Genomic DNA, 13,083 nt, shown 5'->3' with positions numbered 1-13,083 from the left:
AGCCGCTGGCCTCAGCACAGTTTTTGACGCCGGAAAGATGCTTCATCCTGTAGTTAATGCGTTTGTCAGCAGTCTGAGGCGCTGTCTGCACAGCGCCCTGATTGTCAGCCGGGTTGACTCGTTATTTCGCGTTGCTCAGCACTGCGCTGACGATTTCCACCGCTTCTTTCTCGATTTTTTCACGGTGTTCAGCGCCGAGGAAACTTTCACAATAAATCTTGTAGGCTTCTTCGGTGCCGGATGGCCGCGCGGCAAACCAGCCGTTGTCGGTCATCACTTTCAGGCCGCCAATCGATGCGCCATTACCGGGCGCGGCGGTCAGGCGAGCGGTGATCGGGTCACCCGCCAGCGTGTTGGCCGACACCATTTCCGGCGACAGCTTGGACAACGCGGCTTTCTGCGCATGGGTCGCCGACGCTTGCAAACGGTTGTAACTCGGCGCGCCAAAACGGGCCGCCAATTCATCATAATGTTGCTGTGGGTTCTTACCGGTTACCGCGGTGATTTCGGCGGCCAGCAGGCACAGAATGATGCCGTCTTTATCCGTCGACCAGGGTGTGCCGTCAAACCGCAGGAACGACGCGCCGGCGCTCTCTTCGCCGCCGAAGCCCAACGTCCCGTCGAACAGGCCGTCGACAAACCATTTGAACCCCACCGGCACTTCCACCAGCTTGCGGCCAAGATCCGCCACTACGCGATCGATCATCGCGCTGGAGACCAGCGTTTTACCCACCGCAACCGACTCGCTCCACTGCGGGCGGTGGCGGAACAGGTAGTTGATGGCGACCGCCAGATAGTGGTTCGGATTCATCAACCCAGCCGGCGTCACGATGCCGTGACGGTCATAATCCGGGTCATTGGCGAAGGCCAGATCGAACTTGTCACGCAGCGACAACAGGCCCGCCATCGCCGAAACAGACGAGCAGTCCATACGAATGACGCCATCGTGATCCAGCGTCATAAACCGGAACGTCTGATCGACCGCGTCGTTGACCAGCGTCAGGTCCAGTTGGTAGCGCTCGGCAATACGCTGCCAGTAAGCAATGCCGGAACCACCGAGCGGATCTACGCCAAGCTTCAGACCGGCACGCTGGATAGCCGCCATGTCCACCACCTCGCCCAGCGCCTCGACATACGCCTCGACCAGATCACGCTCGTGCAGGTGACCGCTCTGACGCGCTTTATCCAGCGACTGACGCTTCACCTCACGCAGGTTATCCGCCAACAGCGCGTTGGCGCGTTTTTCAATCACGCTGGTAAGGTTAGTGTCTGCCGGGCCGCCGTTGGGCGGATTGTATTTAATACCGCCGTCTTCCGGTGGGTTATGGGATGGCGTAATCACGATACCGTCCGCCAGCGCACCGCCCTGACGGTTGTGAACCAGAATCGCGTTCGATACCGCCGGCGTGGGGGTAAAACCGTTATCCTGCTGGATAATCACATCAACGCCGTTTGCCGTCAGCACTTCCAGCACGGAAATAAACGCCGGCTCGGACAACGCGTGCGTATCTTTCCCTACGTAGCATGGGCCGGTGATACCCTGGCGGCTACGCTCTTCGGCAATGGCCTGGGCAATCGCCAAAATATGGGCTTCGTTGAAGCTGTGGCGGGCGGCGCTGCCGCGATGGCCGGAAGTACCGAATTTAACCGACTGGGCCGGATTGGCGACATCCGGGCTCAACACATAATACTGGGACGTCAACTGTGCGACATTAATCAGGTCGCTTTGCCGGGTAGGTTGTCCGGCTCTCGGGTGATTAGCCATTGGCGTTTCTTCCTGACGCAGTGATTTAAATGGTGCCGCAAACTTTCTCAGTCAGTTCCGGCGGGAACTGCATCGCCAGCATGATGTACTCGATCATGCTGCGTTTGCGACCGGTATTGGTATTGGTGATAACCCAGTAAGGCGTGCCTTCAATGTGCCGGGGTTTGGTCTGCGCGCCGTGCAACAGCAGCGTCTGCTCGTCGGCGGCAAAATAGATGCGGGTACGGCCATGCAACGATTCGGTAGCGGCGGCAAACTCTTGCGGCGATAAACGATGCAGGGTAGACAGTACCATCAGAAAACGATTGACCGCTCTGTTCTGCTCGGCATATTCATCCGACAGCAGTAACTCACGCACGGTTCTTACCCGGTCGCGCGGCGGTTGCACAGCAACAGGCTGGGCACTTGTCGACGCCGCCGCCGATGGGGCCGTCGCTACCGACGCGGGCTGCGCGCTGCTGAATTTCAACATGCGCCGTAAAATATCCGATGCACTCTCGCCGATATGCTGAGTGTGGCTGGCGATATAACGGTAAAGCTCGTCGTCGACCTCAATAGTTTTCATCTTTATCCAGTACTGTTTTATGTCTTTAATCAATCATCAGGAATTATACAGGCTACACTCAACCCGCGAACAGCGGCAGACGGCCCGTGACGGCACATTCAGGATTATGCTGAACTTGCCGTACAAATCCCATACATGAGCGCGGTTGACTTCCCTGCCCTCGTTGACGCCGCCCGACAGAGTTTAGCCTGTGGCGGAGCACCATGGTAAAGTCATGATACCCTAAGCCACTGTCTCTCTGAATGAACTTCACCATGAAATTGAATTATCGCTGGCAAAACGCACAACACCCGCAAAACCGATTACCCGTCATTCTTATTCACGGCCTGTTCGGCAATCTGGACAACCTTGGCGTACTGGCGCGCGATCTGCAAAAGCATCACGATACCTTGCAGATTGATCTACGCAATCATGGATTATCGCCTCGTTCGCCGGAGATGAATTACGCGGCGATGGCGCAGGATGTACGTGAACTGATCGATGAACTGGCGCTGGAGCGGGTGATCTTGATCGGCCATTCCATGGGGGGAAAGGTGTCGATGGCGCTGACCGAGCAGATTGCCGCACGCATCGACCGTATTGTCGCGATTGATATCGCGCCGGTGGATTATCAGGTTCGTCGTCACGACAAGGTATTCGCTGCCGTTCGCGCCGTGAGCGAAGCCGGTGTGGAACAACGTGCGAAAGCGGCGGAAATCATGCGTGACGACCTGCCGGGCGAAGAAGGCGTGGTACAGTTTTTACTGAAATCATTTCAACAGGGCGAGTGGCGTTTTAACGTGCCGGTGCTGTGGGACCAGTACGAGCATATTGTCGGCTGGAGCGAGGTGCCCGCCTGGCCCGGGCCCATCCTGTTTATCCGCGGCGGCGAGTCGCCTTATCTCGACGACCGCTATCGCGATACGCTGCTACGCCAGTTTCCCGCCGCCAAAGCACATGTGGTAAGCGGCGCCGGGCACTGGGTCCATGCGGAAAAACCGGAAGCGGTGCTGCGCGCCATTCATCGTTTTCTGAATGCTAACTAGGTATTGCCGACCTCTCCACGGCCAGGTTCGTCATCTCAAGCTACGGTTTAATTGAGTATTGTCCCTCAGTAAACGTTGTCGCCACCGTAACGGCTGGGGTATTATGGCGCGCTCTGTATGAGGGACGGCTGTCTGGCCACTTGCATCGTTAACCACATTTCATCCAAACGCGGCCTGAACGGCTGAACGCAACGGTTACCCACGGTGTTCGCATTCCGGTAATCAAAGCGGCGATTTGGCCGAATTTCTTGCAGTACCATGAGTTATGGCAAAAGAACAAACGGATCGCACCACGCTGGATCTGTTCGCGAACGAGCGTCGCCCGGGTCGCCCGAAAACCAGCCCGCTCTCTCGTGACGAACAATTACGGATCAACAAGCGCAATCAGTTGCGGCGTGACAAGGTGCGGGGGCTGCGTCGTGTCGAGCTGAAAATCAATAGTGAAGCGGTAGACATTCTGAATGCATTGGCTGAACAGAAAAACATCAGCCGCAGTGAGCTGATCGAACAAATACTGCTGGCGCAGTTGGCTGAACAAAAAAACTAAACGTGACTGGCGTCGTCCATGACGCCGGTTGTCCTCAATAGCTTAGAACGTTTCCCAGTTATCGTTGCTCTTCTTACCGCTGCTTGCCGGAGCAGCCGGCAAGGCTTTGGCTGCCGGGGCTGATACGGCTTTGACCGCAGCCTGACGTTCACGTCTTGGCGACAGACCGGCCATTTGTTCCTCCGTCAGTCGGAATACCGATACCGCCTCGGTCAACACCATCGCCTGCTCTTCCAGCGAGCGGGTAGCCGCAGACGCTTCCTGCACCAGCGCGGCGTTTTGCTGAGTGACGCCGTCCATTTCCGTAATCGCCTGTCCTGCCTGAGCGATGCCTTTACTTTGCTCATCCGATGCCGTCGCAATTTCCGACATGATATCAGTGACGTTCGTCACGGCCTTAACGATCTCGCTCATGGTGCTGCCGGCATCGGCCACCAGCGCAGAGCCGTTATCCACGCAACGCACCGACTCGGCAATCAGGTTTTCGATCTCTTTAGCCGCTTGCGCACTACGCTGCGCCAGGCTTCTTACTTCACCGGCTACGACGGCGAACCCGCGCCCTTGCTCACCGGCCCGAGCGGCTTCAACCGCTGCGTTCAGCGCCAGAATATTGGTCTGGAAAGCAATGCCATTAATCACACTGGTAATCTCGGCAATTTTCTTCGAACTGCCGGAGATTTCGGCCATGGTTTTCACCACATTGTCCACCAGTTCGCCACCTTTACTGGCGGTGGTAGAAGCCTGACGAGCCAATTGACTGGCATGGCTGGCGTTTTCTGCGTTCTGTTTCACCGTCGAGGTCAGTTGTTCCATACTGGCTGCGCTTTCTTCCAGCGCAGCGGCCTGCGACTCCGTACGGGCTGCAAGGTCGTTGTTGCCGGAGGCGATTTCCGATACCCCCTGATAGATAGAATCGGCACTACTGCGGATCGTACTGACGGTATTCGCAAGACTGGTTTGCATATCACGCAGCAACGGGAACAGCTTGCCCACGCAGTTGTTGCCGAAGTCCAGAATCGGTTTTCCCAGGCGGCCAGCGGCAATCGCCTGGAAATGTTCACGCAGATCGTTAAGCGGGCGGGTCAAACAGGCGACCAAATAGCGATCAGTCAGGAACAACATCAACAAACCGGCGATAAGCCCCGCCAGCAAAATGTTTTGCCCAACGCCGGTAATGGTTTCCAGTCGTTCGCCGGCATCAACGAACATCGTTGATCCCGCCTTGTTGAAGTTAGTGAACGAGACGTTGAACTGCCGGCTAAAGACAGGCACGACGTCTTTGGCATATTTGTCATACTCATCGAATTTTTTATCCACCGCACGCTGGAACATGGGTTCAACCCCTTGAGTAATCAGGTTGCTCCAGTCACGCGTCACCGCTTCGACCAATTCCGGCGACATGCCGGCATGATCGATCTTCTTGAAGGCTTCCAGGTTGGATTTCAGTAAATCCAGCGCGGCTTGTGATGATTTTTGCTGTTCGTCCGCTTTCTGGTTATCACCGCTCTGCCGATAGTCAATCGCACGAGCCAGTCGGGTCACCATGCGGAAATACTGGTCGTTGCCGGTATTGACTAAATTCATATTGTTAACCAGCAACGCACTGGTTTTAGATGTCTCATTCATGGTTTTGAACGAGTACATGGTGTAAACCGAAACCGCAATCCATAACGCACAGAAAATGCCAAGTACCCACAGCATCGCTGTGCGAATGGCAATATTTTTTAGGAATTGCATAATTGACTCCATAAATGGGCTATTGATCGAGGAGGAGGTAAGGTTTGTTTTGATTTATGCGATGAGAAAATCTCTCGTTTTGTAAGAAACATTGCTGCACATTTACATTCAATAAAGCACCATGTTCTGTCATCGTCAAAACCACAGGAATATTTAGTTTTTTCTGTTGTTTAAAAGCTAATAAAAATTAGGTAATTAACGGATTATCCATATTTTCAGTTATCTGTGCGAAGATCGTATTTTAAAAAAATTAAAAAATCATTAAGACGATGTTCGAAAAATAACCAGTTAATCGTTTCGATACCATTTCCACCCCCGGCGACAGATACACGTTTATCCATCAGACAGTGTCTGCTATCATTAGCGGATCGTGGGTGACGCAAGCACCATACCCTTAAGAATCAAGAGGTTATTTTATCTATGGCTCTCATAGGCATTTTTTTTGGCAGTGACACCGGCAATACCGAAAACATTGCCAAGACTATCCAGCAGCAACTGGGCAGCGACGTCGCCGAACTGCACGACATTGCCAAAAGCAGCAAAGAGGATCTTGAGCGTTTTGACATCCTGTTGCTGGGTATTCCGACCTGGTATTACGGTGAAGCGCAATGTGACTGGGATGATTTCTTCCCGACACTGGAAGAGATCGACTTTGCCGGTAAGCTGGTTGCGCTCTTCGGTTGCGGCGATCAGGAAGATTATGCCGAGTACTTCTGCGACGCCATGGGTACGATCCGCGATATCATCGAACCCCGCGGGGCGACCATTGTGGGTCACTGGCCGATTGAAGGTTACTACTTCGAAGCTTCAAAAGGTCTGGCGGACGACACCCACTTTATCGGCCTGGCCATTGATGAAGATCGCCAGCCTGAACTCACCGGCGAGCGAGTATCCAACTGGGTCAAACAGATCAGCGAAGAGCTGAATCTGAAAGCATTACTGGCCTGATTCACCTGTGGCTCTGAGGCAAATGCACTCAGAGCCTATCTATACAGATAGGTAAAACCTATCACAATCAGTGATACATTTTTTTAACTTTTCACGCCGACAAGGTACAATGTCCATCCGGCTAGCCAGATTATGTTTAATGATAAATCCTGGCATACAATTTGTTTCTCATAGATAACCAGCCTGAATACAGCAAGTTAACGAGAATCATATTGTAAAAGTTCCGTGGTTTTCATTTCGATGGCGCGGTTCTATAATTGAGACACGTGACCTTTTTTACGCCGCCCGATGATACTAGGCTAGTAACTTCCCAGATAAAGCAAGTAACAGGACTAAATCCGCATGACTGACAACAACACCGCATTAAAGAAGGCAGGCCTGAAAGTCACACTTCCTCGACTGAAAATTCTGGAAGTCCTTCAGGATCCTCAATGCCACCACGTCAGCGCGGAAGACTTATACAAAAAGCTGATTGATATGGGCGAAGAGATTGGCCTGGCCACCGTTTACCGCGTGCTCAACCAGTTTGACGATGCAGGTATCGTCACCCGTCACAATTTTGAAGGCGGTAAATCTGTTTTCGAACTGACACAGCAACACCATCATGATCATTTGATCTGTCTGGATTGCGGTCGGGTGATTGAATTCAGCGATGAGTCTATCGAAGCGCGCCAGCGTGAGATTTCAGAAAAACACGGCATCAAGCTGACTAACCACAGCCTGTATCTGTACGGCCATTGCAGTAGCGGCGACTGCCGTGAAGACGACAACGCCCACGACGAACGCTAAACACGTCGATTGAGCAAAAAATAAAACCGCCGCGGCGGTTTTATTTTTATCTCACATTCTGACCGGGCGGCGATTAGCCTGCCCAGCTGTCGCGTAATCCCACCGTCCGGTTAAATACCAGATTGTCGGCGCTGGAATAAACGCGATCGGCGCAAAAATAACCTTCACGCTCAAACTGATACGCTTTCTCGACCTCGGCATTGGCCAGACTGGCTTCCACAACCCCTTGCACAACCTGCAATGAGTCAGGATTAATGGTAGCGAGAAAATCATCGGCCGCACCTGGGTTAGCGACGCTAAACAGGCGGTCATACAAACGGAACTGAGCCGGCAACGCATGAGCAGCCGATACCCAGTGAATCACCCCTTTAACTTTACGGCCGTCAGCCGGATCCTTACTCAGGGTATCCGTGTCACAGCTACAGTAAATCGTGGTAATCACGCCTTGCTCATCTTTATCAATGCGTTCAGCTTTAATGACATAAGCATTGCGCAAGCGCACTTCTTTACCCAGTACCAAACGTTTGTACTGCTTGTTGGCTTCTTCGCGGAAATCTGCGCGATCGATATAAACCTCACGGCTGAATGCTACCTGCCGCGTTCCCATTTCCGGATTATTGGGATGATTAGGCATACTGAGCCATTCTTCATGACTTTCCGGCAGGTTTTCAATCACGACTTTCACCGGGTTCAACACGGCCATAGCTCGCGGGGCATTGTCGTTCAGGTCATCACGAATACATGACTCTAGCGCCGCCATTTCTACCGTGTTGTCCTGCTTGGTGACGCCAATACGGCGACAGAATTCACGGATAGAGGCCGCCGTGTAGCCACGACGACGTAAACCGGAGATGGTCGGCATACGCGGGTCATTCCACCCTTCGACGATCTTCTCATTCACCAATTGGTTCAGTTTACGCTTGGACATCACCGCATATTCCAGATTCAGGCGAGAGAACTCATACTGACGCGGATGAGCGGGGATAGTAATGTTGTCCAGCACCCAGTCATATAACCGGCGGTTATCCTGAAACTCCAGCGTACACAGCGAGTGCGTAATGCCTTCCAGCGCATCGGAAATACAGTGGGTGAAGTCATACATCGGGTAGATGCACCATTTGTTGCCGGTCTGATGATGCTCGGCAAATTTGATGCGATACAACACCGGGTCGCGCATGACGATAAACGGCGATGCCATATCGATTTTAGCACGCAAACACGCGGCACCCTCGGCAAAACCGCCATTGCGCATTTTCTCAAACAGCGACAGATTCTCTTCAACGCTGCGATCGCGGTGCGGGCTATTTTTGCCCGGAGAGGTCAGCGTGCCGCGATATTCGCGGATCTGATCCGGCGTCAGCTCATCGACATAGGCCAGCCCTTTATTGATCAGTTCAACGGCATACATATGCAACTGATCAAAATAATCCGACGAATAGCGAACATTCCCGCTCCAGGAAAAACCCAGCCACTGAACGTCATGTTTGATGGATTCAACGTACTCGATGTCTTCTTTTACCGGGTTGGTATCATCAAAGCGCAGGTTGCACTTACCGTTGTAATCCTCAGCGATACCGAAGTTCAGGCAGATAGATTTAGCGTGACCGATATGAAGATAACCATTCGGTTCCGGTGGAAAACGCGTCTGGATATTGTCGTGTTTACCGGTAGCCAGATCTTCATCAATGATCTGACGAATAAAGTTGGTTGGGCGGGCTTCAGCCTCACTCATGCTTGGTTCCTCAAATGCGAAAAAACAACCCATAACCGCTAATGATCCAACAAGCCACGCCGGGAAACAACCGTTTGTTTCATGAAAGTTCAAGATAAAAAAACGGAGCGTACGTCTTGCGCACGCTCCGTTTGTCGATATTGACGGCAATCACGCCGGCCGACTTATTCCTGCGAAACGTCTCGCAACGCCGCTGCGATATTTTCCGCCTGAGTGCCGACGACAATCTGCACGCTTTGTTTGTTGAGACGAATCACCCCTGCCGCCCCCAACTGACGTGCAGCCGGTTCATCTACCAGCGCGGAATCCTTCACGCTCAGGCGCAAACGGGTAATACAGGCATCAATCCCGGTCAGATTATCCTTGCCGCCGATAGCCTGCAGATAGCCTCTCGCCACCGACTGACTATTACCTTGAGACGCAGCCGCGTTTTCTGATGAGGTTTGCGCTACAGCAGCTTCGCGTCCCGGCGTCATCAGGTTAAAACGGGTGATGGTAAAGCGGAACACCACATAATAGATGATGAAGAAGGCTACGCCCTGAAGCAGCAACATATACCAATTCGTCGCCAGCGGGTTACGTGTAGACAACACCAGGTCCACCAAACCGGCGCTGAAACCAAAACCGGCAATCCAGTGCAGGCTGGCGGCGATGAATACCGAAATGCCGGTCAACACGGCATGTAGCACATACAGCACCGGCGCCACAAACATGAAGGAGAATTCCAGCGGTTCGGTGATGCCGGTGAAAAAGGCTGCAAACGCCGCCGCCACCATAATCCCCGCCACCCGACTGCGATTTTCAGGACGCGCACAGTGATAAATCGCCAGCGCCGCGCCCGGCAAGCCAAACATCATGATCGGGAAGAAACCGGCCTGATAACGCCCGGTAATACCCGGAATGGCTTTACCGGCATCAATCGCCTGCTGTCCGCTCAGGAAATTAGGAATATCGTTAATGCCGGCCACATCAAACCAGAACACCGAGTTCAGCGCATGATGTAATCCAACAGGAATCAGCAGGCGGTTGAAGAATGCATAGATACCGGCACCGACCGACCCCAGTTGCTGAATATGTTCGCCAAAGGAAACCAGCACGTTATAAATCACCGGCCAGACGTACATCAGCACAAACGCCACCGCAATCATCAGCACAGATACCAGAATCGGCACCAGACGGCGACCATTGAAAAAAGAGAGCGCTTTAGGTAACTCAACCTGACTATAGCGGTTATACAGCTCGGCGGAAATCACGCCGACCAGAATACCGATGAACTGGTTTTCAATTTTACCGAATGCCTTCGGCACCTCCGCCAGCGGGATGTGCTGAATCATGGAAACCGCTGCGGGCGAACACAGCGTAGTCAGCACCAGATAACCGACAAAGCCGGACAATGCCGCCGCGCCGTCTTTATCTTTCGACATACCGTAGGCGACGCCGACCGCAAATAACACCGCCATATGCTCGATAATCGCCGCGCCTGACTTGATCAGCAATGCCGCCAGCGCACTTTCACTACCCCAACCGACGGGATCTATCCAATACCCGACGCCCATCAGGATGGCGGCTGCGGGTAACGTCGCGACCGGCACCATCAGCGCACGGCCTACTTTTTGTAAATAACCGAGTATACTCACCTTCCCCTCTCTTTCCCTTACGGGCAATAAAATTGTCTGTCAGCCTTATTACCAAATCACCCGCCAGCCATGTGGGCCTGAGCAGAGTGCCAAAAAAATAATTCGTCACGCAAATTAATAACGGTAATTATGTGATAATTATCACCACAAAAGCACATACAAAAAGTTTATGGCGTAGCGTTAACACAACTTATTTCAAGACTAAAAAAAACGAGCTACACTAACGCCAAATGAATACCAAAGCGTCGTACAGGCATATTAACTGACGCCGAGTCTATCTGATTGCGCTTATACGATGAATAATTGCCTTCGCTAACCGATTTTCTGAGGAGAGCCCCATGAGACTGATCCCATTAACGACCCCGGCCGACGTTGGCAAATGGGCCGCCCGTTATATTGCCGAGCGCATCAATGCGTTTAACCCGACGGCGGAGCGCCCGTTCGTGCTCGGTCTGCCGACCGGCAGCTCGCCGCTGGAGGCCTATAAATCCCTGATTGCGCTATACAACGCCGGCCAGGTCAGTTTCAAATATGTCGTTACTTTCAATATGGACGAATACGTCGGCCTGCCGGCGGACCATCCGGAAAGTTACCGGACCTTCATGTACCAGAATTTTTTCAACCACGTTGATATTCCGGAAGGAAACATTAACCTGTTGAACGGCAACGCAGAAGATATCACTGCCGAATGTCAGCGTTATGAAGAAAAAATCAAATCTTACGGTAAGATTCACCTCTTTATGGGCGGCGTCGGCAATGACGGTCACATCGCTTTTAATGAACCTGCATCCTCTTTGGTATCCCGCACGCGTATCAAAACGTTGACGGAAGAAACACGTATCGCCAATTCCCGTTTCTTTGGCGGCGATGTCGGTCAGGTGCCTAAATATGCGCTGACCGTGGGCGTGGGTACGCTGCTGGATGCAGAAGAAGTGATGATTCTGGTCAGCGGCCGCCATAAAGCACTGGCGCTTCAGGCCGCAGTGGAAGGCAACGTGAATCACATGTGGACGATCAGTTGCCTACAGTTGCACGCCAAGGCGCTGATGGTGTGCGACGAGCCTTCCACAATGGAATTAAAAGTGAAGACCGTGAAGTATTTCCGCGAGCTGGAAGCTGAAAATCTCAAAAATCTGTAATCGGTGAGCCAGGAGCTTTATAAAAATGTACGCTTTAACCAACGGTCGTATTTTTACCGGCCACCAGACTCTTGACGGCTATGCCGTCGTCATCGCCGACGGACTGATCGATGCCGTGTGCCCGGTACACGAACTGCCTGATACGCTACCCCGGCGCGATCTTGCCGGCGCATTATTAACTCCTGGCTTTATCGACCTGCAACTGAACGGCTGTGGCGGCGTTCAGTTTAACGACGCGCTGAGCAGCCTTTGCGTCAAAACGCTGGAAACCATGCAGAAAGCCAACGAAAAATCCGGCTGTACCAGCTTTTTGCCGACGCTCATCACCTCCTCCGATGAATTCATGCGCCGCAGCATCGACGTCATGCGTGCCTGGCTTGCCCAACATCGCCACCAGGCGCTGGGGTTACATCTGGAAGGCCCCTGGCTCAACCCAGCGAAAAAAGGCACCCACGACGCCGCTTTTATCCGCCAGCCGGACGAGCAACTGGTCGCCTATCTGTGTGACAATGCCGATGTGATCAGCAAAATCACGCTGGCGCCGGAAAGGGTGCCCGATAAAGTGATCAAACAATTGAGCGATGCCGGCATTGTGGTCTCCGCCGGCCACTCCCACGCCACCTGGGAGCAGGCCAAACAGGGTTTTGCCGCCGGGATCCGCTTTGCCACCCATCTGTTCAATGCCATGCCTCCGATTGCCGGCCGCGAACCGGGTTTGGTCGGTGCCGTCTATGATGCGCCGGAAATCTACTGCGGCATCATTGCCGACGGCCACCATGTCAGTTGGGCCAACATCCGCAATAGCAAACGTATCAAAGGCGATAAGCTGGTGCTGGTTACCGACGCCACGGCACCGGCCGGCTCTGATATCGACCAGTTCACATTTGCCGGTAAAACCATATACTACCGCGACGGCATCTGTGTGGATGAGAACGGCACCTTGAGCGGCTCGGCACTCACCATGATCGATGCGGTGCGCAATTGCGTAGAACACGCGGGTATCGCTCTGGATGAAGCACTGAGAATGGCGACGCTCTACCCGGCAATGGCCATCGGCGAAGCACACCGACTGGGAAGCATTGAAACAGGAAAAGTAGCGAACCTGACGGTATTTACCCGCGATTTTGACATCCTCAATACGTTTGTGAACGGTGAAGAAGTCTTTCATAAACACTAAATCGTATTGCCTCGACACGAGT

At 53.1% G+C, this 13,083-nt stretch carries 11 protein-coding genes; 6 read left to right on the top strand and 5 right to left on the bottom strand.

From position 1 onward, the window contains the following. Window positions 1-121 precede the first annotated feature (121 nt). Window positions 122-1,765, bottom strand: coding sequence for a phosphoglucomutase (alpha-D-glucose-1,6-bisphosphate-dependent) (gene pgm, locus FDP13_RS03480; protein WP_012770608.1), 1,644 nt, complete (start codon window positions 1,763-1,765; stop codon window positions 122-124). Window positions 1,766-1,790: 25 nt separating this feature from the next. Continuing rightward, the gene (gene seqA / locus FDP13_RS03475; protein WP_033575933.1) at window positions 1,791-2,330 is read right to left on the bottom strand and encodes a replication initiation negative regulator SeqA; all 540 of its coding nucleotides are present in this window, start codon (window positions 2,328-2,330) and stop codon (window positions 1,791-1,793) included. A 254-nt stretch (window positions 2,331-2,584) separates the two neighbouring features. Between seqA and ybfF the strand changes: the two genes are divergently transcribed. Then, entirely contained in the window at window positions 2,585-3,355 is a 771-nt protein-coding gene (gene ybfF, locus FDP13_RS03470) for an esterase (RefSeq protein WP_143838604.1), read from the top strand. 265 nt (window positions 3,356-3,620) lie between these two features. Next, window positions 3,621-3,902, top strand: a complete 282-nt coding sequence (gene ybfE / locus FDP13_RS03465) for a LexA regulated protein (protein WP_012770611.1) — start codon at window positions 3,621-3,623, stop codon at window positions 3,900-3,902. Between the two features lie 42 nt (window positions 3,903-3,944). Here the strand turns inward: ybfE and FDP13_RS03460 are convergent, their stop codons facing one another. Continuing rightward, the gene (locus FDP13_RS03460) at window positions 3,945-5,639 is read right to left on the bottom strand and encodes a methyl-accepting chemotaxis protein (protein WP_143838602.1); all 1,695 of its coding nucleotides are present in this window, start codon (window positions 5,637-5,639) and stop codon (window positions 3,945-3,947) included. 420 nt (window positions 5,640-6,059) lie between these two features. Here FDP13_RS03460 and fldA point away from each other — a divergent pair, with 420 nt between their 5' ends. Continuing rightward, window positions 6,060-6,587, top strand: a complete 528-nt coding sequence (fldA, locus tag FDP13_RS03455) for a flavodoxin FldA (RefSeq protein WP_012770613.1) — start codon at window positions 6,060-6,062, stop codon at window positions 6,585-6,587. A gap of 342 nt (window positions 6,588-6,929) precedes the next feature. Next, on the top strand, window positions 6,930-7,376 hold the full coding sequence (gene fur, locus FDP13_RS03450) for a ferric iron uptake transcriptional regulator (protein WP_012770614.1): 447 nt from the start codon (window positions 6,930-6,932) through the stop codon (window positions 7,374-7,376). A gap of 73 nt (window positions 7,377-7,449) precedes the next feature. Here the strand turns inward: fur and glnS are convergent, their stop codons facing one another. Together glnS and nagE are read right to left on the bottom strand one after the other, a co-directional pair. After that, the gene (glnS, locus tag FDP13_RS03445) at window positions 7,450-9,108 is read right to left on the bottom strand and encodes a glutamine--tRNA ligase (RefSeq protein ID WP_012770615.1); all 1,659 of its coding nucleotides are present in this window, start codon (window positions 9,106-9,108) and stop codon (window positions 7,450-7,452) included. A 164-nt stretch (window positions 9,109-9,272) separates the two neighbouring features. Continuing rightward, the gene (gene nagE, locus FDP13_RS03440) at window positions 9,273-10,745 is read right to left on the bottom strand and encodes an N-acetylglucosamine-specific PTS transporter subunit IIBC (RefSeq protein ID WP_143838600.1); all 1,473 of its coding nucleotides are present in this window, start codon (window positions 10,743-10,745) and stop codon (window positions 9,273-9,275) included. A gap of 338 nt (window positions 10,746-11,083) precedes the next feature. On the opposite strand from nagE, the gene nagB reads away from it, so the two are divergent. Next, on the top strand, window positions 11,084-11,884 hold the full coding sequence (gene nagB, locus FDP13_RS03435) for a glucosamine-6-phosphate deaminase (RefSeq protein ID WP_027712740.1): 801 nt from the start codon (window positions 11,084-11,086) through the stop codon (window positions 11,882-11,884). 25 nt (window positions 11,885-11,909) lie between these two features. Beyond that, window positions 11,910-13,061 (top strand): N-acetylglucosamine-6-phosphate deacetylase, encoded by a 1,152-nt coding sequence (gene nagA / locus FDP13_RS03430; protein WP_143838598.1) that lies wholly within the window; start codon window positions 11,910-11,912, stop codon window positions 13,059-13,061. Window positions 13,062-13,083 lie beyond the last annotated feature (22 nt).

This window comes from Dickeya sp. ws52, from assembly GCF_007210685.1.
Lineage (GTDB): Bacteria > Pseudomonadota > Gammaproteobacteria > Enterobacterales > Enterobacteriaceae > Dickeya > Dickeya chrysanthemi.
The sequence above is the reverse complement of the archived record's forward strand: the minus strand, read 5'-3'. Positions and strand labels throughout refer to the sequence as shown.

What these genes read in the sequence shown, in the direction of transcription:
- seqA (WP_033575933.1), bottom strand. Translation starts at nt 2,330, where the DNA reads ATGAAAACTATTGAGGTCGACGACGAGCTTTACCGTTATATCGCCAGC.
- glnS (WP_012770615.1), bottom strand. Translation starts at nt 9,108, where the DNA reads ATGAGTGAGGCTGAAGCCCGCCCAACCAACTTTATTCGTCAGATCATT.
- pgm (WP_012770608.1), bottom strand. Translation starts at nt 1,765, where the DNA reads ATGGCTAATCACCCGAGAGCCGGACAACCTACCCGGCAAAGCGACCTG.
- fldA (WP_012770613.1), top strand. Translation starts at nt 6,060, where the DNA reads ATGGCTCTCATAGGCATTTTTTTTGGCAGTGACACCGGCAATACCGAA.
- ybfF (WP_143838604.1), top strand. Translation starts at nt 2,585, where the DNA reads ATGAAATTGAATTATCGCTGGCAAAACGCACAACACCCGCAAAACCGA.
- FDP13_RS03460 (WP_143838602.1), bottom strand. Translation starts at nt 5,639, where the DNA reads ATGCAATTCCTAAAAAATATTGCCATTCGCACAGCGATGCTGTGGGTA.
- ybfE (WP_012770611.1), top strand. Translation starts at nt 3,621, where the DNA reads ATGGCAAAAGAACAAACGGATCGCACCACGCTGGATCTGTTCGCGAAC.
- nagB (WP_027712740.1), top strand. Translation starts at nt 11,084, where the DNA reads ATGAGACTGATCCCATTAACGACCCCGGCCGACGTTGGCAAATGGGCC.
- nagA (WP_143838598.1), top strand. Translation starts at nt 11,910, where the DNA reads ATGTACGCTTTAACCAACGGTCGTATTTTTACCGGCCACCAGACTCTT.
- fur (WP_012770614.1), top strand. Translation starts at nt 6,930, where the DNA reads ATGACTGACAACAACACCGCATTAAAGAAGGCAGGCCTGAAAGTCACA.